Source organism: Anaerolineales bacterium (assembly GCA_025808555.1).
GTDB lineage: Bacteria > Chloroflexota > Anaerolineae > Anaerolineales > UBA11579 > JAMCZK01.
On sequence record CP075526.1, the window covers coordinates 1294660 to 1314987 of the forward strand.

The 20328-nt window shown below is 61.0% G+C and carries 19 protein-coding genes; 13 read left to right on the top strand and 6 right to left on the bottom strand.

Translation table 11 applies throughout. From position 1 onward, the window contains the following. Positions 1-3 precede the first annotated feature (3 nt). The 7 genes from infB (at position 4) to KIT08_06715 (ending at position 6396) form a co-directional block, all read left to right on the top strand. Positions 4-1818, top strand: coding sequence for a translation initiation factor IF-2 (infB, locus tag KIT08_06685; GenBank protein UYN88785.1), 1815 nt, complete (start codon positions 4-6; stop codon positions 1816-1818). A gap of 19 nt (positions 1819-1837) precedes the next feature. Then, complete coding sequence (gene rbfA / locus KIT08_06690; protein UYN88786.1) at positions 1838-2218, top strand: 30S ribosome-binding factor RbfA; 381 nt, start codon at positions 1838-1840, stop codon at positions 2216-2218. Further along, positions 2215-3165 (top strand): DHH family phosphoesterase, encoded by a 951-nt coding sequence (locus KIT08_06695; protein UYN88787.1) that lies wholly within the window; start codon positions 2215-2217, stop codon positions 3163-3165. The genes rbfA and KIT08_06695 overlap by 4 nt, the downstream gene beginning before the upstream one ends. A 117-nt stretch (positions 3166-3282) precedes the next feature. Then, the gene (gene truB / locus KIT08_06700) at positions 3283-4182 is read left to right on the top strand and encodes a tRNA pseudouridine(55) synthase TruB (GenBank protein ID UYN88788.1); all 900 of its coding nucleotides are present in this window, start codon (positions 3283-3285) and stop codon (positions 4180-4182) included. Positions 4183-4190: 8 nt separating this feature from the next. Continuing rightward, positions 4191-5111 (top strand): bifunctional riboflavin kinase/FAD synthetase, encoded by a 921-nt coding sequence (locus KIT08_06705; protein UYN88789.1) that lies wholly within the window; start codon positions 4191-4193, stop codon positions 5109-5111. Then, positions 5111-5905: a thymidylate synthase gene (locus tag KIT08_06710; GenBank protein ID UYN88790.1), complete on the top strand. Its 795-nt coding sequence runs from the start codon at positions 5111-5113 to the stop codon at positions 5903-5905. Before KIT08_06705 ends, KIT08_06710 begins: the two co-directional genes overlap by 1 nt. Further along, positions 5902-6396: a dihydrofolate reductase gene (locus tag KIT08_06715; GenBank protein UYN88791.1), complete on the top strand. Its 495-nt coding sequence runs from the start codon at positions 5902-5904 to the stop codon at positions 6394-6396. Before KIT08_06710 ends, KIT08_06715 begins: the two co-directional genes overlap by 4 nt. Before the next feature lie 37 nt (positions 6397-6433). Here KIT08_06715 and KIT08_06720 read toward each other — a convergent pair whose 3' ends face one another. The 5 genes from KIT08_06720 to KIT08_06740 all read right to left on the bottom strand — a co-directional run bounded on the left by KIT08_06720 (position 6434) and on the right by KIT08_06740 (position 12484). Then, positions 6434-8245 (bottom strand): ABC transporter ATP-binding protein, encoded by a 1812-nt coding sequence (locus KIT08_06720; protein ID UYN88792.1) that lies wholly within the window; start codon positions 8243-8245, stop codon positions 6434-6436. Between the two features lie 11 nt (positions 8246-8256). Further along, positions 8257-10032 carry an ABC transporter ATP-binding protein gene (locus KIT08_06725; protein UYN88793.1) on the bottom strand — a complete coding sequence of 592 codons (1776 nt, stop codon included), beginning with the start codon at positions 10030-10032 and terminating at the stop codon, positions 8257-8259. A 130-nt stretch (positions 10033-10162) separates the two neighbouring features. After that, entirely contained in the window at positions 10163-11152 is a 990-nt protein-coding gene (trpS, locus tag KIT08_06730) for a tryptophan--tRNA ligase (protein UYN88794.1), read from the bottom strand. Positions 11153-11588: 436 nt separating this feature from the next. Next, positions 11589-11930, bottom strand: coding sequence for a hypothetical protein (locus KIT08_06735; protein UYN88795.1), 342 nt, complete (start codon positions 11928-11930; stop codon positions 11589-11591). A gap of 14 nt (positions 11931-11944) precedes the next feature. Continuing rightward, entirely contained in the window at positions 11945-12484 is a 540-nt protein-coding gene (locus tag KIT08_06740) for a sigma-70 family RNA polymerase sigma factor (protein UYN88796.1), read from the bottom strand. A 295-nt stretch (positions 12485-12779) separates the two neighbouring features. On the opposite strand from KIT08_06740, the gene KIT08_06745 reads away from it, so the two are divergent. The 6 genes from KIT08_06745 to KIT08_06770 are packed head-to-tail and all read left to right on the top strand — an operon-like array spanning position 12780 to position 18433. After that, entirely contained in the window at positions 12780-14210 is a 1431-nt protein-coding gene (locus KIT08_06745; GenBank protein UYN88797.1) for an AAA family ATPase, read from the top strand. A 2-nt stretch (positions 14211-14212) separates the two neighbouring features. Beyond that, the gene (locus KIT08_06750; protein UYN88798.1) at positions 14213-14818 is read left to right on the top strand and encodes a histidine phosphatase family protein; all 606 of its coding nucleotides are present in this window, start codon (positions 14213-14215) and stop codon (positions 14816-14818) included. Positions 14819-14863: 45 nt separating this feature from the next. After that, positions 14864-15391, top strand: a complete 528-nt coding sequence (locus KIT08_06755) for a DUF3090 domain-containing protein (protein ID UYN88799.1) — start codon at positions 14864-14866, stop codon at positions 15389-15391. Positions 15392-15414: 23 nt separating this feature from the next. After that, positions 15415-16101 carry an SCO1664 family protein gene (locus KIT08_06760; GenBank protein UYN88800.1) on the top strand — a complete coding sequence of 229 codons (687 nt, stop codon included), beginning with the start codon at positions 15415-15417 and terminating at the stop codon, positions 16099-16101. Positions 16102-16118: 17 nt separating this feature from the next. After that, the gene (locus KIT08_06765; protein UYN88801.1) at positions 16119-17138 is read left to right on the top strand and encodes a flippase-like domain-containing protein; all 1020 of its coding nucleotides are present in this window, start codon (positions 16119-16121) and stop codon (positions 17136-17138) included. Then, entirely contained in the window at positions 17135-18433 is a 1299-nt protein-coding gene (locus KIT08_06770) for an NAD(P)/FAD-dependent oxidoreductase (GenBank protein ID UYN88802.1), read from the top strand. The genes KIT08_06765 and KIT08_06770 overlap by 4 nt, the downstream gene beginning before the upstream one ends. Positions 18434-18458: 25 nt before the next feature. On the opposite strand, the gene KIT08_06775 is transcribed toward KIT08_06770, so the two are convergent. Next, positions 18459-20315: a hypothetical protein gene (locus KIT08_06775; GenBank protein ID UYN88803.1), complete on the bottom strand. Its 1857-nt coding sequence runs from the start codon at positions 20313-20315 to the stop codon at positions 18459-18461. Positions 20316-20328 lie beyond the last annotated feature (13 nt).

A 20328-nucleotide genomic window follows, 5' to 3' on the forward strand; every position in this document is an offset into this window, starting at 1 on the left:
GACATGGCAGAAAATGTGAAAGCCACCGAGGCCAAATCCATCGAGCTCCCCGCCAATCTCACCGTGCGTGAGTTGGCTGAAGCCATTGAAGCCAGCCCCATTCAGATCATCAAGACCCTCATGTCCAACGGCGTGATGGCCAACATCAACCAGCACATCGATTTTGATACCGCTGCTGTTGTGGCCGCCGAAATGGGCTACGAAGCCACCCTGCTGAAAGTGGATGAGCTGGAAAGCAAGCCCGTGGGCGAGGTGCCCCTGTGGCGCCAGCTGATCGCTAATGAGGATAAGAAAAACCTTCAACCGCGTGCGCCGGTGGTGACCATTCTGGGCCATGTGGATCACGGCAAGACCACCTTGCTGGATGCGATCCGCCAAACCTCTGTCGTGAACGAAGAGGCGGGTGGCATTACCCAACATATTGGCGCATACCAGGCATCGCACAAAGACCGCCTGATCACCTTCCTGGACACCCCGGGCCATGCCGCCTTCACCGCCATGCGCTCGCGCGGCGCCCAGGGCGCAGACGTAGTCATCCTGGTGGTGGCCGCCGATGACGGCGTGATGCCGCAGACCAAAGAAGCACTGGCGCATGCGCGCGCGGCACGCGTGCCCATCGTGGTCGCCATGACCAAGGTGGACCGCCCGAACGCCAATCCTGAATTGGTCAAAAAGCAACTGGCCGACAACGGCCTGATCCCGGACGAATGGGAGGGCGACACGATTGTTGTGCCGGTATCGGCCAAACAGAAGATCGGTTTGGAAGATCTGCTGGAAGCCATCCTGCTGGTGGCGGACAATGTTGAGATCCTGGCCAACCCGGCTGGTGAAGTCATCGGTACCGTGATCGAAGGCGAGCGCGACCCCTCGCGTGGCGTGATCGCTACGCTGCTGGTGCAGAATGGCACACTCAAGATGGGCGATACCGTGGTGGTGGGCACGGCCTATGGCCGCTTGCGCGCCATGTTTGATTTTGCCGGCAAGAAGATCGAAGAGGCCGGCCCATCCACGCCTGCTTCGGTGCTGGGCCTGAACGATGTGCCCGTGGCCGGTGAGCCGTTCCGCGTGGTGGAGAATGAGCGCGAAGCCCGCAACCTCGTGGCCGAGCGCGCCGAAAAGGAAAAGGCTGAGAAAAACTCGCCCTCCGGCGCACTGACCCTGGAGAGCATGTTCGAAGCCTTCCAGGCAGGCCATGTGCGCGAACTGCGCCTGATCGTCAAGGCTGACGTGCAGGGCTCATTGGAGCCGATCGTCTCCTCGTTGGAAGCCATGAAGTCCAAGGACAAAGAGGGCGAGATCGGTGTGCATGTGCTGCACACCGGCACTGGCAACATCAGCGAAAGCGATATCCAGTTGGCGGCCGCCTCCAAGGCGATCGTGATGGGCTTCAACGTAGTGGCAGATGGCCCGGCGCAGCGCAAAGCTGAAAAAGAGGGCGTATCCATCCGCCTGTATGACATCATCTACCGCATGACCGAAGACGTTGAGAAAGCGCTGAAGGGCATGCTCAAGCCTGAACTCAAAGAGCGCGTGATCGGCAAGGCTGAAGTGCTGCAGGTCTTCAAGATCAGCCGCTTTGGCAAGATCGCCGGCTGCCGCGTCACCGAAGGTGAACTGCGCCGTGGCGCGTTCTTGCGGGTCTATCGTGAAGGCAAGCTGGTCTATGAGGGCGAGCTGACCTCGCTCAAGCACGAGAAGGACGATGTGAAAGAGGTCAAGACCGGCTTTGAGTGCGGTATCAATCTCAAGGAATTCGATGATTTCAAAGAAAAAGACGTCATCGAGTGCTACGTGCGCGAGCTGGTAGCCGCGCAGTAGCAGCTATAGGTAGGCGGGTATGGTTTCCCTGGCGCGGGCGGCACGGATAGGCAAGCGGATGCAAGAGCTGCTCTCAGAGCTGCTCTTGTTCCGCGTGACTGACCCGCGCCTGCAGGGGATATTTGTGACCGATGTGAATGTGGACCGCGAGCTCTCGGTGGCCAGCATCTTCGTGTCTGCCCTGGAGGGCGTGGAGCGCGAGAAGGAAGTGCTGGCAGGCCTTAAGCATGCCAGCGGCTTCCTGCGCAGCGAACTGGCCCGTCAGTTGGACTTGCGCACCTTTCCGCGCCTGCGCTTCGTGTGGGACCCTACGCCGGAGCGTGCCCAACGCATTGAGCAGATCATCTCTGAGCTAAACCAACCTGAGAGCAAACCCAAACCGGGTGCCAAGAAGCCGTGAACACTGAACTATTGCAACAAGCCGCTGCCCGCCTGCGGGCCGCGCAACGCGTATTGGTAACCTCCCACGTCCGCCCGGATGGCGATGCCGTCTCATCGGTACTGGCCCTTGGCCTGGCTTTGCAGGCCCAGGGCAAGCAGGTGCAGATGGTGCTGGCCGATGGCGTGCCGGCCGACTTCAAGCATCTGCACGGCTGGGCGGAGGTGGTTCGCTCCGCTGTAGCGCCCGTGGACCTGGTGGTCACGGTGGACGCGGCCACGCAAGATCGCTGCGGCGAATCGCTGAGCGGCTTTCCAAAAGTGGACATCAACATTGACCACCACATCAGCAACACCAATTTTGGCGAACTTAACCTGGTAGACCCGGCGGCCGTGGCCACATGCGCCTTGCTGGCCGAACACTTCCCCACACTCGGCCTGGAATTCTCGCCGCCGGTTCTGGATGCATTACTTACTGGCATTCTCACCGATACCATGGGCTTCCGCACGTCCAACATGACCCCCAAAGCCCTGCGCCTATCGGCGGACCTGGTGGAGAAGGGGGCAGATCTGCCGGCGCTGTATGAGCGCGCCTTGTTGCGCCGCTCGTTCCAGGCCATGCGTTACTGGGGTGCCGGGCTCACCAGCCTGCAGCAGGAGGGCGGCCTGGTGTGGGGTAGCCTGGCCCTGGCTGACCGCAAAGCGGCGAGCTACCCGGGCAATGACGACGCCGAGCTGATCAATAACATCTCCATGATCGAAGGGGCCGCCATCACCGTGCTGTTCGTTGAGCAGGCCGACGGCCAGGTCAAGATCAGCTGGCGCAGCCAGGGCGGGCATGATGTTGCGCGCATCGCCGCCCAATTCGGCGGGGGCGGCCATGTGGCCGCCGCTGGCGCCGTGGTGTACGGTAGCCTGGCTGAGGCGCATGAGCGTGTCCTGGCGGCCACGCGTGCCGCTTTGCATTAGAAGTTGGGACGAAATACCTATAGTTGATCAGCGTCTATGACGTTAGAAAGAACATAGAAAGGAATTCATCGTTTTAATATGCACGACTATCACTCAGAAACTGGGGATAGGGGAACTATGAATCAAGATGTGAACAATCTCGTTTCCGGCGTGTTGGTGGTGGACAAGCCTGTCGGGCTCACCTCGCACGATGTAGTCCAGATCATCCGCCGCGGCACCGGCATTCGCCGCGCCGGCCACACCGGCACTTTGGACCCGCGCGCCTCGGGCGTGTTGGTGGTGCTGATCGGGCCGGCGGTGCGTCTCAGTGAGTTTGTTTCCGCCGAAGACAAGCGTTACCAGGCCACTATTCGCCTGGGCAGCTCCACTGACACCTACGACGCTGAAGGAACCCCCAGCGGCCCGGAAGTGCCTGTGAATGTGGAGAAAGAGCAGTTCACCGAATTACTGACCCACTTTGTGGGCGAGATCGAGCAGAAGCCGCCAGCCTACTCTGCCATCAAGGTGCAGGGTCAGCGTGCCTATGACATGGCGCGCCGCGGCGAAGAAGTCGATCTTGCCCCGCGCATCATCCATGTACACAGTCTGGACCTGCTGGAATGGGCGCTGCCCGAGGCGGTGGTGGATGTGCATTGCTCCTCCGGCACCTATGTGCGCTCCCTGGCGCACGACATTGGCGAAGAGCTGGGCGTAGGCGGCCACCTCGTTGGCTTGCGCCGCACGCGTAGCGGCCGCTTTACCCTGCGGGATGCGGTCTCGCTGCGCCGCCTGCGCGAGGCCTTTGAGCAAGGCAGCTGGGCGCAGTTCCTCATCCCGGCGGCTGAGGCCTTGGCCGATTGGCCGGCGGTCGAGCTGGACGAAGACGCGCTGAAGAAGGTCACCAATGGCATCCGCATCCCGGCGCCTGAAGGCGCCACGGGTTTGGCACGCGCCGTCAGCCAGCAAGGCGAACTGGTGGCTGTTGTTGAAGTGAAAGACGGGGAATGGCAGCCGCGTAAGGTCTTCCTGGCTTCCTAAAAAGGCGTATGCAGCACAACTCCCTGCAATCGGCCAGCGCGCAGCATGCCTGGCTAACTATAGGCTCGTTTGACGGCTTGCACGCAGGCCACCAACAGATCATCAAAGAACTGACTGCCGGAGCGCATGCACAGGGCGCCCCGGCAGTTGTTTTAACCTTTGACCCGCACCCCGCCGAAGTCTTGCGCGGCCCGCTCACTGGCTTTTACTTATATCAGCCTGAAGAAAAGGCCGAGCTGTTTGCCGCGCTGGGCGTGGATATGCTCATCTCGCACCCGTTTGATGAGCAGGTGCGCAACACGCCGGCTCGCGAGTTCATTGAGCAGGTGCACAGCCGTCTGGATATTGACAAGCTGTGGATCGGGCATGACTTTGCACTGGGGCATGACCGCCAGGGCAATTTTGACGCGCTGCGCCGTTTTGGTGCGGAGCTTGGCTTCTCGGTGCACCAGATGTTGCCCGTGCGCGTGGACGGCCAGGTGGTGTCCTCGACGCTTATTCGCACCGCCCTGGCCGGCGGCGATGTGAGCCTGGCCGAGCGGCTGCTCGGCCGGCGCTACACGCTGACCGGCACGGTGGTCGGCGGGGCGAAGCGCGGCCGTAGCATCGGCATCCCCACCGCCAACCTGCGCATCCCCGAGCGGCGCCTGGTGCCGGCCACCGGGGTGTATGTCACCTGGGCCTGGCTGGGCGGGCAGCGCCTGCCCAGCGTCACCAACATCGGCCTGCGGCCGACGTTTGAGGACGGTACGCTCGCCCCGGTTGTGGAGACGCATATCTTGGATTATGCTGGTGGGGAGTTCTACGACCAGCCGCTCAAGCTGGAATTTGTCTCCCGCCTGCGCGGTGAGCAGAAGTTCGCCGGCGTGGACGCATTGCTGGCACAGATCCACACCGATATCGAGCAAGCCCGAGCGACCCTGACCTGATGCAAGCCTACCTGGACCTGATGCAGCGTGTGTTGCAAGACGGCGTGGAAAAGCACGACCGCACCGGCACTGGCACGCGCTCGCTGTTCGGGCACCAGATGCGCTTTGACCTGCAGCAGGGTTTCCCGCTACTGACCACAAAAAAACTTCATACCAAGTCCATCATCCACGAGCTGCTGTGGTTCCTGCAGGGCGGCACCAACATTGCCTATTTGAAGGATAACGGCGTACGCATTTGGGATGAGTGGGCCGACGAGCGCGGCGACCTGGGGCCGGTGTACGGCGCCCAGTGGCGCAGCTGGCCGGCCGCGGATGGGCAGGCGGTGGACCAGATCAGTTGGGTCATCTCCGAGATCAAGCGCAACCCCGATTCGCGCCGCCTCATCGTCAGCGCCTGGAACGTGGCCGAGCTGCCCAACATGGCCCTGCCGCCTTGCCATTTGCTGTTCCAGTTCTACGTGGCCGGTGGCAAGCTGTCGTGCCAGCTTTACCAGCGTTCGGCGGATATTTTTCTTGGCCTGCCGTTCAACATTGCCTCTTATGCTCTGCTCACTATGATGGTGGCGCAGGTCTCCGGGCTGCAGGCAGGCGACTTTGTCATCTCGCTGGGCGATTGCCACCTGTACAGCAATCACTATGAGCAAGCCCGCTTGCAGCTCAGCCGCCAGCCGCTGCCGCTGCCGCGCATGCGGCTCAGCCCGGCGGTCAGCGATATCTTCGCTTTCACCTATGAGGATTTCACCCTGCAGGATTACCAGGCGCATCCCCATATCAAGGCTCCGGTGGCAGTGTGATCATTTCGCTGATCGCCGCCGTGGATGAGCACGGGGGCATTGGCCGCAATGGGCGCATGCCCTGGCATCTAAGCGACGATCTCAAGCATTTCCGTGCCCTCACGCTGGGACATCATGTGCTCATGGGTCGCAAAACGTATGCCACGGTGGCGGGGCGCCTGCCCGGGCGCAAACTGCTGGTGCTCTCGCATAACCCCGCCTTCCGCGCAGACGATGCTCTTGTTCTGCCCAGTTTCGAAGCTGCTGAGGCAGAAGCTCGGGCGGCCGGGGAGGAAGAGCTGTTTGTCATCGGCGGCGCCGAGCTATTTGCGCTGGCCCTGCCGCTGGCGCAGCGCTTTTACCTCACCCAAGTCAAAACCGTTGCAGACTGCGATGTCTTTTTTCCCGAATTCAGCATGGATGAATGGAAATTGCAAAGCCAGCAGCACTTTGCCGCCGGCAACAGGAACGACCACGACTTCACCATATATGAATTGACTCGCAAGCAATAAAAAAACCGGCGAACGCCGGTTTTTTTAATTGCTTGCATTAGTCCGCAAGTTTGCGGCTCTCTTCGATATACGCAAGGCTTTGATGGCGGAAGTAGGTGTTGTACAAGGTGGCGTAGTGCCCGCCCTGGCCCAGCAAACCATCATGGTCACCCTCTTCGATGATCTGGCCTTCTTTCAGCACGATGATGCGGTCAGCCGCTTTCACGGTCGAGAGGCGGTGGGCGATCAGGATGCTGGTACTGTTGCTCAGGATCAGGTCGAGGGCCTGCTGGATCTGCCATTCGGTGAAGGGGTCAATGCTGGCGGTGGCCTCGTCGAGCACGAAGATGCCCGGCTTTTGCACCAGTACGCGCAGCAGCGAGACCAGCTGGCGCTGGCCCATGGAGAGCCGCCCGCCGCGCTCGCCCACCTGGGTCTTGAGCCCGTCCGGCAGCGTCTCCAGCCATTCGCCTTTGCCAATCCTGCGCGCCAGGCGCAGGATGGCCGCGTCCTTCACGCTGGGGGCGGCGTATCGAATGTTCTGCGAGACTGTGCCATCGAACAGGAAGGGAACCTGGGATACGATGCCCAGCTGGCGGCGATAGTCGGCCAGATCCAGGCTGCGAATGTCCTTGCCGTCGATCAGCAGCTGACCCTCCTGGAACTCGTAGAAGCGGTTGACCAGCTTGGCGATCGAGGTTTTGCCCGCACCCGTGTGCCCAACCAGCGCCACGGTTTCCCCGGGGCGGATGTGCAGGCTGAAGTTACGCAGGATCGGCTCGCCTTCTGTGTAGCGGAAGTTGACGTTCTCGAAGCGAATGTCGCCCTTGATGCGCGGCAGGCGCACCTTGCCGGTCTGCACCACGCGCGGCTCGGCGTCGATCAGCGCGAATGAGCGCTCAGCCGCCGCCAGGCCGGATTGCAACTGTGTCCAGAATGCCGAGAGGTTTAGCACCGGGAACCAGAAGCGGTCGAGCCCCTGCAGGAATAGGTACCAGGCGCCAGCGGTGATGACGGTGGCGGCCACGTTCATACCTCCCACATATAACAGCAGGGCGGTGCCCAGGGCGGCCATGGCGTTGAGCACCGGGAAGACCATGCTCAGCACGAAGCCGCGGCGCAGATTCACTTCAAACGAGCCGCGGTTGCCTGTGTCAAATTCCTTGAAGATGGCTTCTTCCTGACGGAAGTTCTTGGCTACGGCGATGCCGCTGATGGTTTCTTTGATGACCGAGTTGACGTTGCCCATGGCGCGCATGCCGGTGCGCGTGGTGCGCCGGGCTGCCTCGCGGAACAGGGTCGCCATCCAATACACCAGCGGCAGCATGCCGAACAGGTACAGCGATAGCCGCCAGTTGATGGCGATCAGTACGCCGCCCACGATCAGCGCCTGGCCGAATTGCGAAATGAGGTCGGTGATTAGCACCACCATGTCGCCGTATTCACGCGTGTCGGAGGTGATGCGCGAGACTACTTTGCCGGAGGGGTTCTCGTCGTAGAACGAGAGGTCATGCGACATGGCCGCCTGAAAGCCGTCTAGGCGGATGGCCAGGATCACGTCACCGATGGCGCGCGCCGTCAGGCGGCGGCGCCACCAGTTGGCTGCCCAGCTCAGAAAGCCGGAGAGGAACACCACGCCCACCACCAGCGAGATGCGCTGCTGGGTGAGTTGGGTGCTGAGTTCGTCCAGGGCGCGGGCCAGCAGCAGCGGCACGGCAGCCGCGGTGACGGCGGTCAGCAGCGCCAGCACGCCGATGGCCCACAATGTTTTCATGTGCGGCTTGAAGTAGTCCGCCATGCGTTGTAGCAGCTGCTTGTCACTGTATTGGCGGTCGTATTGTTCCGCGTCGAGTCCAGAGAAAAAGCCCATAGGTCCTGTGCTTACTCGCTAAAGATGCGTTTATAGGCCGGCGATGTCTTGAGCAGTTGCTCGTGGCTGCCGGAGGCCACCACCTTACCGCCGCGCAGCACGATGATCAGGTCTGCCCAGCGGATCTGTGAGAGGCGGTGCGTGATGATGAGCGTGGTGCGCCCCTTGGTAGCGGCGTAGATGGCACGTTGGATCTTGTCTTCGGTGGCGCTGTCAATGGCGCTGGTCGAATCATCCAGGATCAGGATGCGCGGGTCGGTGAGGAAGGCACGCGCCAGCGCCAGGCGCTGGCGTTGTCCGCCAGACAAGGTGACGCCACGCTCGCCCACGATGGTGTCGTAGCCGTCCTTGAAGTCCATGATGAAGTCGTGCGCCTGAGCCTGCTTGGCGGCTTCCTCGATCTGGGCGCGAGTGGCATCCTGGTGGCCGAAGGCAATGTTCTCGGCCACGGTGCGCGAGAAGAGGAAAATGTCCTGCTCGATGATGGAGATCTGGCGGCGCAACGCCTCCAGGTTCCACTCACGCACGTCGATGCCGTCCACCAGCACAGAGCCGGAGCTTACGTCATAGGTGCGGTTGACTAGCTTGGCCAGCGAGGTCTTTCCAGTACCGGTTTGGCCCACGATGGCTACCGTCAGGCCAGGTTTGACCTTGAAGCTGACTTTGCTCAGGGCAGGCTCCTGATCTTCATAGGCAAAGGTGACGCTCTTGAACTCGATGGCGCCCTGCATCGCGTCGCCGTAGCCTTCGGCGTTCTGGTCCAGGTCGGTCTCGTTGTTCAGCAGCTCCAGAATGCGGCGCGCACTGGCCACGCCCAACGACACCTGCGAATAAGCGAACAGCGAAGTGAAGACCGGAAAGCCGAACAGGGCCAGCAGGCCGAAGTAAGCGATCACATCGCCCAGCACGATCTGGCCCTGCTGCATCAGCACCAGCGAGTGCCACAAGCCGGCCGCCTGGGCGATCGCCATCAGCAGCATGGGCAGGAAGCGCCCTTCAATGTAGCCCTGGTGCACATATGCGTCGCGGAAGCGGCGCGCATTACGGCGGAACAGGTTGACCTCGTACTTCTCCTGCGCCATGCCTTTGACGGTCTCGATGCCATCCAGCGATTCGGAGAGGCGCGCGTTCAGCGTGCCAAAGGCGTTGCGCTGCGTAGCCGCTACTGGGTTCAATTCCCTTAAATACTGCCAAATGGCGGCGAAATACACCAGCGTAAACAGGGTGGGGATGATAGCCAGCGCGGGATGCAGGCCATACCCAGCCGCGATCGGCGTGAACAGGAAGAAGGCGGCGCCAATCACCAGGTTGAGGCCTGGGTTGAACATGAGATTGATCTCGCGCACGTCGTTGGTGGCGCGTGCCATGGTGTCGCCCACCGACTGCAGGCTATGGAAGGTCATGCTCTTGCCGAGTAGGTTGGTGTACAGCTCCTCGCGAATGTTGCGCTCAAAAAGCTGGCCCAGCCATTCGGCCGCAAAGTTGCGGGCGAACTGCAGCACAGAACGAACCGTCTGGCTGATGATGATCACCCATACAAAGCCCATCAACAGCTGGGTCTGGGGCGGGTCCGCCATGATGGCTTCGAAGGCTTTGCCGATCTCGATCGGCACATAGGCTGCCAGGGCGCCGTTGGTGATGGCGCCTACCATCAGCATCAGGCCCAGCGCCCAATGCGGTTTGAAGTGAGACCACAGCCAGCGGCCGGGGCTTGTGCGGTTGGTGGGGTACCGCTCTGGCAATGTAAATTCAGCCGCGTGGGGTGCGGTTAGTGAAGGTGTGCTCATCCGGTCCTGTTCGGTGAATGGTTGGGTGGCGTGCGAGAGCCACCGGGGAGTTTAGGATACCACCTTCTATTGTGTGATGCAAAAACGCCCGCTTTTGCGGGCGTTTTTTGGTTATCAGCGTTGCCGAGGTCTATCTCAGCCCCATTTTGCGCATCACTTCATCAAACGTGGCTTCCACCAGGGGGCGAGCCTTCTCGGTGCCCTCGTCCAGGATCTTCACCACCTTGGCCGGGTCTTTTAGGAACTCGGCGCGGCGCTCGCGGATGGGACGCAGGTACGCGTTCAGCGCTGCTGCCAGGCTCTTCTTTACTTCAACGTCACCCACCTTACCCTCGCGGTAGCGGGTCTTGAAGTCTTCCACCTCATCCTTGTTGGGGTTGAAGACATCGTGATACTCGAACACCGGGTTGCCCTCCACGGTGCCGGGGTCGGTGGCGCGCAGGCGGGTGGGGTCGGTGTACATGCTCATGACCTTCTTAGTGGTTTCTTCTTCGCTCTCGATGAAGCGGATGGCATTGTTGTATGAGCTGTGCATGGTGCGGTTGTCCACCCCTGGCAGGCGCGCCGTCTTGGTCAGCAGGCCGTCCGGCTCGGGGAAGGTTTCGCCATACAGTGTGTTGAAACGCCGCGCCACCTCGCGGGTCAGCTCGATGTGCGGCATCTGGTCCTCGCCCACCGGAACCAGGTTCGCCTTGTAGACCAGAATATCGGCGCTTTGCAGCACCGGGTAAGCCAGCAGCCCCAGCGATGGGTTGAGGCCCAGGTTCTGGATCTGGTCTTTGTAAGTAGGCACGCGTTCGAGCCGCGCCACGGTGGTCATCATGCCGAACAACTGCGAGAGCTGGGCATGCTGGGCCAACGCCGATTGGCGCACCAGGGTGGCCTTGGCCGGGTCAATACCGGCGGCCAGCCAATCGGCCACCACGTTGACGATGTTCTCCTGAATGCGCTCCGGGTGTTCGTAGTCGGTCGTGAGCACATGCAGGTCGGCGATGAGGAAGTAGCACTCGTAATCATCCTGCATCTTGGCCCACTGCTCCAGCGTGCCCACCAGATGGCCGATGTGGCGCGGCCCGGTGGGGCGGTGGCCGGTAAGAATGCGTCCTTTGGTTGCGATCATGTTCCTGTACTCCTTAGTTCATATTCGTCTTTGCGAGGAGCGCTGCGCAGCAGCGCCGACGAAGCAATCTCCAAGCCTATGCCCTGGCGAACAAAAAACGCCCGCCTTCAGAGCAATGTTGATCTGCTCTGAGGACGAGCGCAAGCCCGCGGTGCCACCTCAGTTGCGTGTGCCTTGGCACACGCCGCTTTTATTGTTTCACATAGCTGCCATCAGCAGCATTCGGATCCATTCCGCCCTGGCGTGCGGGCCAGGCTCTCAGCAGTGCCCGGCTTTCTGTGCCGTCGTTTCGAGGCGTACTCTTCCGTACCGAATAATTCTACACGAGCTTTGCAGTTGTTCGTCAAGCAAACACAAAGAAATAGATCAGGTTGATGATGTGGAACCAAAACAAAAGAGCGACCCGAATGGGTCGCTCTTTGCTAGGCTTGATAGCCTACATCGTCTCGCCTTCGTCCTTGGCGTCCACGATCTGTTGCTTCAGGCGCTCGCGTTCTTCGTCGCTCAGGTCCCAGTGCGGGCCGCGCTTGCCCTTGCGGCCGCGGCGGCCCGGGCCGCCCGGCCCGCCGATGCCGCCGAACAGAATGCGGCTTAGCGCCAGCAGGCCCAGCCCTTGCCAGAAGGTGATCAGGGGCCAACCGAACAGTTCGGGCAACAGCCAGTTCCAGAGACCGCTCACCACAAAGCCGCCCACCAGCACAAACAGCGTTGCCCCGATAGCCACCATGATGGCGATCCGAATGCCGCGGGCAATATTGAATTGAATGCGTTGTTCCATCGTTTATGTCCTTCCTACGATTCTTGATAAAGATGCGCCAGCCGTTGCCGCAGATACAGCACGGCGTAGCGCTTACGAGATAGCAGCGTGTTCAGGCTCGCGCCCGCTTCCGCCTGCATCTCCTTGAAAGTGCGCCTCTCGATCTCGTGCGCCACGAACACGGCGCGTTGTTCCACCGGCAGCTCGCTTAGCGCCTGCTCCAGTTCTGCAAGCAGCGCCGCCCGCGCAAAGGCTGCCTCTGGCCCGCCGTCTGCCGCCGGCAGTACCTCGGCCAGCAGCAGGCCATCCTCGCCCGTCTCCGCGTCCAGCTCGCTTGTCTCGCCCGTTTGCTGCCTGCGGAACAGGTCCGTGATGCGGTTGCGCGCCACCTGGAACAGCCAGCCGCTCAGGTGCTCGATCGGCACTAGCAGGCGGTTGGCGCGGGCCAGCTCGTAGAAGACATCCTGCAGAATGTCTTCGGCGTCCAGCACATCCGGCACACGGGCGCGGATAAAGCCGCGCAGCCGTGATTCGTGCTGCTCCACCGCTTCCGTGACGCGTTTGTTGCCAGCCATCAGGGTTTGGATCGCTCCCTCGCTCATCTTACAGGGAAGACGAGCGAAGGGCAAAGATATTGTACGGACTGCAATATTGGGGCTTGTTGGCTGTGGCTGCCTCGAGGAACTATCCAGCTCTGAACAATTCCTTGATATTTGGCCCAAATGCTTGCCGTCAGCCTCATTTCATGGCTTATGGCAGATCTGGATCCCTTATGAATGTTGTCAAGTTGTAGTGAAGGGCTCCCCCGCTCACTACAACTACAACCTGCAGGCATACCTCTGGGGGCGTTGCAGTACAATCGTTCTACTTATGGATCAAGATCGGTACGATCTATTTGACCACGCCCTCAAGGAGCGCCTGGCTACCGAAAGCCCTCTGGCTGCCCGCATGCGCCCGCGCCGCCTGGACGAGTACATCGGCCAGGACGATATTGTGGGCGAGGGCCGCCTATTGCGCCGCGCCATTGAAGCGGACCGGCTGTTTTCCTCGATCCTGCTGTGGGGGCCGCCAGGCTCGGGCAAGACCACCCTGGCCATGGTCATCGCCAACCACACCCAGTCCTATTTCGTAACCCTTTCGGCGGTGATGACCGGTAAAGCTGATCTAGCCGCCGTCATCGAAGAAGCGCGTGAGCGCCGCCGCCTGCACAATCTGCGCACCATCTTGTTTGTGGATGAAGTGCACCGCTGGAACAAGGCCCAGCAGGATGCTTTGCTGCCGCATGTGGAGAACGGCACCATCACCCTCATCGGCGCCACGACCGAGAACCCGTATTTTGAGGTCAATGGTGCCTTAGTGTCCCGCTCGCGTGTTTTCCAACTGCGCCCGCTTTCTGACGAAGATGTGCGTCGCGTGCTGGAGCAGGCCCTGCAGGACGCCGAGCGCGGCTACGGCGGCCGCACGATCAAGTTTGACGAAGACGCCGCCCAGCATCTAATCCACGTCGCCGGCGGTGATGCCCGCAATGCGCTTAATGCGCTCGAGCTGGCGGTGGAATCCACCCCGCCGACGGACGGCGTGGTGCACATCACCCTGCCCGTGGCGCAGGAGTCCATCCAGCGCCGGGCTGTGTTGTATGACAAAGACGGCGATGCACACTATGACACTATCTCCGCCTTCATCAAGTCTGTGCGCGGGTCAGATCCGGATGCCGCGCTGTACTGGCTGGCTAAGATGCTGTATGCCGGCGAAGACCCGCGCTTCATCTTCCGCCGCCTGCTGATCTTGGCCGGCGAGGATATTGGCATGGGCGATCCCATGGGCATGGTGGTGGCCAATGCCGCCGCACAGGCTTTTGATTACGTCGGCCTGCCTGAGGGTATCTTCCCGCTGGTGCACGCCGTGGTGTATCTCTCTACCGCGCCCAAGTCCAACAGCAGCCTGGGTTACTTCTCCGCCTATGCCAAGATTGAAGCCGACGGCATGGTGGAAGTGCCCGACCCCCTGAAGGACAAGAACCGCGATGGCAAAGCCCTGGGCCATGGTCAAGGTTACGTCTATCCACATAATGCGCCGGAGCATTTTGCGCCGCAGCAGTACCTGCCCAGCGGCGTGCTCGGCACCTATTTCTATACACCGTCTGAGCAGGGTTATGAGGCCGAGATCAAGGACCGCTTAGCCCGCTGGCGTGAAGCCCAGCGCAAAGCACTTGGCATCACGCGCAGCGAAGAAGTGCCTACGCCCAGCAAGGAAACGGCAGATGCATTGAAGTCTCGTCACAAAGCCGGAGGAAACCAGTAAGCATGCCAACCGTGTTGTTGATCCGTCATGGGGAGAACGATTACGTAAAGAAGCAAAGGTTGGCGGGCCGCCTGCCCGGCGTGCATTTGAATGCACGCGGCCGGGCGCAGGCTGCCGCCCTGGCGGCCGCGCTCAAAGCGGTGCCGCTGGCCGCTGTATACAGCAGCCCGCTGGAGCGGGCTGTGGAGACGGCCCAGCCGCTGGCCGCCGCCCGCAAGCTGCGCATCATCAAGCGCAAAGGCTTGCTGGAAAGTGATCTTGGCGAGTGGCAAGGCAAGCTGCTCAAGACGCTGCGGCGTGATAAGCGCTGGGCGGTGCTGCAGAACACGCCCTCGCTGTTCCGCTTTCCGGGCGGCGAAGGCATGCTGGAGCAGCAAGCCCGCCTGGTGAGCGAAGTCGATGCGCTGTGCGCCATGCACAAGGCCAAGGACATCATCGCCTGCGTGCTGCACGCCGACCCCATCAAACTCATCGTGGCCCACTATGCTGGCATGCCCTTGGACCAGTTCCAGCGTTTGAGCGTGGCGACTGCCTCGGTCAGCACCCTCCATATCCAGAATGGCCGTGCCACGTTGGAGCGGCTAAACTGGGTGGCTACGGAAACTTAATCCGCTCTCCATTCACTATTTTCAGGACTATACTGCGCGCATACTATGACCAAGCTGATCGAACTTCGCCCGGTTGACCATATAACTACCGATGCCATCGGCCCCGCCGGCCAGCGCGTCTTCTACATTCAGGCCTGGAAGGAAGAGCGCATTGTGGCTGTGATCGTTGAAAAGGTGCAGGTGCAGAGCCTGGCCGTCGCCATTGAGCAGTTCCTGGCTGAACTCAATACCAAGCATGTTGATCTGCCCAACGCCTCCGCTGATTTTGAGGAAGGGCAGATGCATATTCACCCGCCGGTGGATGCGCTTTTCCGCGCCGCAGAAATTGGCATGGGCTACGACGCCGAGCAGGATCTGGTGGCGTTGGAGTTGCGTGAAGGTGTTGAGGCGCCGGAAGCCAGCACGGACGACCTGCATGTGGCCCGTTTGTGGTGCACGCGTTCGCAGATCCGCAGTATGGCCAACTGGGGCATCGAGATCGCCTCGCGCGGCCGGCCAACCTGCCCGCAGTGCGGCGAGCCGATGGACCCCGCTGGCCATTTCTGCGTCAAAAAGAACGGCCACAAGCACTAGAGGCCGGTCTGCACGTTCTGTCAGTGCTGCAGTCGGGGGGGCTTGAACTTGAGGGCCAGTTCACCTCGGGCTCCAACTACACATTCCTGGTGCGCGTCGACGGCCAGCTGGAGGGCGTATACAAGCCGGTGCGCGGCGAGCAGCCGCTGTGGGACTTCCCGCCCGAGACGCTGGCTGGCCGCGAAGTAGCGGCCTACCTGCTGAGCGAGGCGCTGGGCTGGCATTTGGTGCCACCTACGGTCCTGCGCACGGAGGGGCCGTTTGGGCCGGGTTCGCTGCAGCTGCGCGTCCAGCACGACCCGGAACAGCACTACTTCACTTTTGAGGACGCCGTGCGCCAGCGTCTGCGTCCAACCGCCGTATTCGATCTGCTTGCCAACAATGCTGACCGCAAGGGCGGCCATATCCTACAGGGGGAAGATGGCCATATCTGGCTGATCGACCATGGCATCTGTTTCCACGAGGAGCCGAAGCTGCGCACTGTCGTCTGGGATTTTGCTGGCGAGTCCATTCCGCCTGATTTGTTGGATGACGTAAGCGCGTTGCAAGTCAAGCTGGGCGCTGGCGGCCAACTGAATGAGCAGCTCTCCGCCTTCCTCAGCCCGGCGGAGCTGGCCGCGCTGCGCCAGCGCACGGACGCGGTGCTGGGCCGGCCGGTCTTCCCGCACCCGCCACAGGATGAGCGCTACATGCCCTGGCCGCCAGTCTAGGCTAGAATCCAAACTTCATGAGCACTGTAAAACCTAAACTCCGTTGGCAATTCTGGCTGGGCATTGGCGTCAGTGTTGTGTTTCTTTATCTTGTGCTGCGAAATATGCATTTTGGCGACTTCTGGCAACAGGTGCGCCAGGCGAATTACATCTGGCTGCTGCCAGGCATCGGCGTGTATTTCCTGGCCGTGTGGGCACGGGCCTGGCGCTGGCATTACCTGCTGCGCCCGCTGAAAGCCGTGCCCACTCGCACCATGTTCCCGATCGTGGCGATCGGCTACATGGGCAACAACGTCTATCCGGCGAGGGCGGGCGAGGTGTTGCGTGCCGTCATCCTGAAACGTAAAGAGGGCATAGCCGTCTCCGCCTCGCTGGCCACCATCATTGTGGAGCGCATCTTTGATGGCGTGGTCATGCTGGCCTTTATCTTCGTAAATCTTGGTGAACTGGCTGATATTGGCGGCGGCCTGGTTGCAGGCCTCAGCATTCAGCAGATCGCTTTCTGGGGCAGCCTGGTATTTCTTGGCGCGTTGCTCACTTTCTTGTTGGCGGCGATGTTCCCCAGCGCCAGCCAGCGTTTGCTGAACTGGCTCACTGCCCGCCTGATGCCCGAGCGCTTCCGCGCCAGCGTGCTGGAGGTGGGCAACCGCTTCCTGGGCGGCCTGGAGGCGCTGCGCTCTCCGTTTGAAGTATTGATGGTATTCATCAGCTCGCTGGTGATCTGGCTATTGGAGACGGGCAAATACTGGTTCGTCATGCACGCTTTCAACTTCGAGGTGAGCTTCTTTGCCCTGATGCTGATGAATGGCGTGGTCAACCTGGCCACTACGATCCCATCGGCCCCGGGTTACATCGGTACCTTTGATGCACCAGGCATCGCCATCCTGGAAGCCTACGGCGTGCCGAAGGAAGTGGCTACCAGTTACACCTTTGTGCTGCATATTGCGCTGTGGCTGCCGATCACGCTGCTAGGCGCGTACTACCTGGCGCGCGAGGGTATTCGCTGGGGCGAAGTGCCCAGTACGGAGGCGGCATGAAGATCGCCATTATCGGAGCCGGTTTTGGTGGCATGGCCGCGGCCTACGATCTGCGCAAGGCCGGGTATGAGGTCACGATCTTTGAGGCGGCCGCCCATGTGGGCGGCTTGGCGGCGGGGTTCAAAGAGCCGCATTGGGATTGGAGCGTAGAAAAGTTCTATCACCACTGGTTTGCCAGCGATAAGCATATGCTGGGCCTGATCGAAGAGCTGGGTTGGAGTGAACGAGTGCTCTTTCCTCGGCCGTATACCGTGGTGTATCACGAGGGCAAGTTCTATCCGTTCGACTCGATTCCGGCCGCGTTGCTGTATCCCGGCCTGGGCTGGGGATTGGACAAGATCCGTTTTGGCCTGGTGGGCTTGTTCCTTCGTCTCACCAACAACTGGAAGCCGCTGGAGCGCAGCACGGTGGACGCCTGGATGCGCAAGTGGGCGGGCAAACGCGTATACGAAAGCATGTGGCTTCCGCTGATCGAAGGCAAGTTTGGCCCTTACGCCCAGCAAGTCAACATGGCATGGCTATGGGCGCGCCTGCACGCCCGTACTACGCGGTTGGGCACGTATGAGGGAGGCTTTCAAGCCTTTGCCGACCAATTCGCTGAACGATTGAAGCAGATAGGTGTGCGTTTTGAGATGCAGGCCGCGGTAGAGAGCATTGCGCCGGCCGATGGCGGGCTGACGCTGCGCGCCAATGGCGACACTGAGCATTTTGACCAGGCGCTGGTGACCACATCACCCCAATTGCTCGCCAAGCTGGCCCCGCAATTGAGCGCAGAGTATCTGCGCGGCCTGCTGGAACTGCAAAGCATGGGGGCGGTGGTGATGACCCTCTCGCTGGATCGCCAGCTTTCACCGCAGGGCTACTATTGGTACAACATTCCCAAAAGCGCCGGCTTCCCGTTCCTGGCGCTGGTGGAGCACACCAACTATGTTTCGTCGCAGCACTTTGGTGGTGACCACATTGTGTATTGTGGCGATTATTTGGAAACGGGGCACGAGTACTTCTCGCTAAGCGATGAACAGCTGCTGGATCGGTTTGTACCCGGCATCCAGCGCGTGAACCCCGCGTTCGACCCTAGCTGGGTCAAGAAGATCTGGGTGCACAAGACCAACTATGCCCAGCCTGTGCCGTTGGTCAACCACTCACGTAACATCCCTGATATTCGCACGCCGATGCCTGGCCTGTTCTTTGCCAGCATGAGCCAGGTGTACCCGTGGGACCGCGGCACAAACTTTGCAGTGGAGATCGGCCGCAAGGCTGCCGCCTTGATGCGCTTAGACGCAGCCGTCAGGTAACGTTGGCGTAATCAAAGTGACAAGGTTAGTTACATAAAGCGCCATAGCCATAGTTCTCGATATTCTGCAGCAACTCGGCGCCGTTCGTAGCATCAGGATCCAGCCCGCAGAAATCGGGGCGGGCGGCTACCACGCCATAGGGCACGGCCAGCGGCAACGCCGGCAGTTCCTGTGCGAAGATGGCCTGGGCCGCTTGGTGGGCTTGAGCATAGACAGGGTCGCTGGCCAGTGTGTTGAGCGCGGTGTGGCAGGCGGCGTCAAAGTTGGCGTTTTGCCAGCCGCTCACATTCCATCCGCCCCAGCCATAACGATTCTGGTTCCAGTTCGATCCTGGGACAGCATCACCCAGGAAGAGATAGCAGGCAGGCTGTTCACCGAACGGCCAAGAGAATAGGGCCAGGTCGAAATTGCGACCAAAGACCACGCTATCCGGGCCGGTGGTGAACAACTCGGCGGCAGGCAGGCTTTCAATGGTTACGGCTGCGCCACAATCGGCCAAACTGGTCTGGATGATCTGGGCCACGGTCAGTTCTTGGGGATCTTCGCTCACCGCCAAGCGCAATTCCAGCGCCTGGCCGAATAAAGCTCCGGCGAAGCTCTGGCTGCGGCGAATGCCATCTTCGCTGGTGAGCCAGCCGAGCGCATCCAGGCTGGCGTTGGCGGCTACGGGGTCGTAGTCCGGTAAGGCTCCGCTGGAATTTGCGTAGGGGCTACTGGCGGGCAGGTAGCCCGCGGCCAGCGCGCCGTTGACGGCGCTGGCAACCGCGTTGCGATCAATGCACTGTGCCAGCGCCTGGCGCATGGCGGGCTCGCCGAAGTAATTGGCGCGGTCAGCATACAGGTTGAAGCCATCGTCATAGCTTTGGGGTGCGACGCCAAAGACCAGGTGTAGCCATTGGTCCTGAGCGATGACACCGCCTTGCATGCCGGAGGACTCCAGCGCCTGCAAACCGGTGGAAGGCAACAAGACATCGCAGCGTCCATCTGCCAGCGCATTGAGACTGTTGGCTGCGTCGTTGCCGATGAAGACAAAGTTAAGTTCGGCAAACTTGGGCGGGCTGCCAGGATAGTTGGCATTGCGCGCCAGTTGAATTCGCTCGCCAGTCACCCACTGCGTCAGCGTGTACGGCCCCCAACCCAGTGGAGCACGAGCGGCTTGTTCGCTGGTGAGTAGGTCTGCGGCGGACAGGTTGCCCAGCGTATGCTGCGGCAGCGGCTGCCAGAAGCGCGAGGCCGCCATTGGGTCTACGAAGCCGGGCAGGCCGACCCAGGTGACGGTGCGCTCATCTGCGGCGGTATAGCTAGCCGTTTTTGCAATGATGTCTTTGCTTACAGGGGTTGCTTCTGCTGAAGCGATCTGGAATGAGAATGCGGAATCGTGCGCAGTCACGGCCGCCCCGTCTGACCAGCGCAGATCCGCTTGCACGATAAAGGTGGTGCTCACTTGATCGAGCTGGAGTTCACCTTCGGCATAGGTTTGAATGCAGTCGCCGCTTTGGCAGCCAGCCGGGCGCACCACGACACCGGGAGTAAGAGTAGTTACACGGCCATAGGCATCCACCACCAGGTCGCCCTCGCGAACGGTGACTGGCTGAACGCTGGGACTGGGCTGGGTTTCGAAGATGACACCTTGGGCAATGTGGTTGTGCAGGTCGAACGGGCCATCGAACAAGGCCTGGCGTACGGCGCGAGCGCTGCTGGAATTGTCACCATAGATGTAGAGCGAGCCAGGCTCATTGGCCATGCAAATGTTCAGCGACTGGGGCACGTCAGGGGTGGGAGTAGCTTGCGGCGTGGGTGTGCCTACCGGGCCGGCGCCAGCACAAGCGCTCAGAATGATCGCGAAAAGAACAACGGTGATCGCGTAAAGGGTTCGGGGCATTGGGAGATTATAC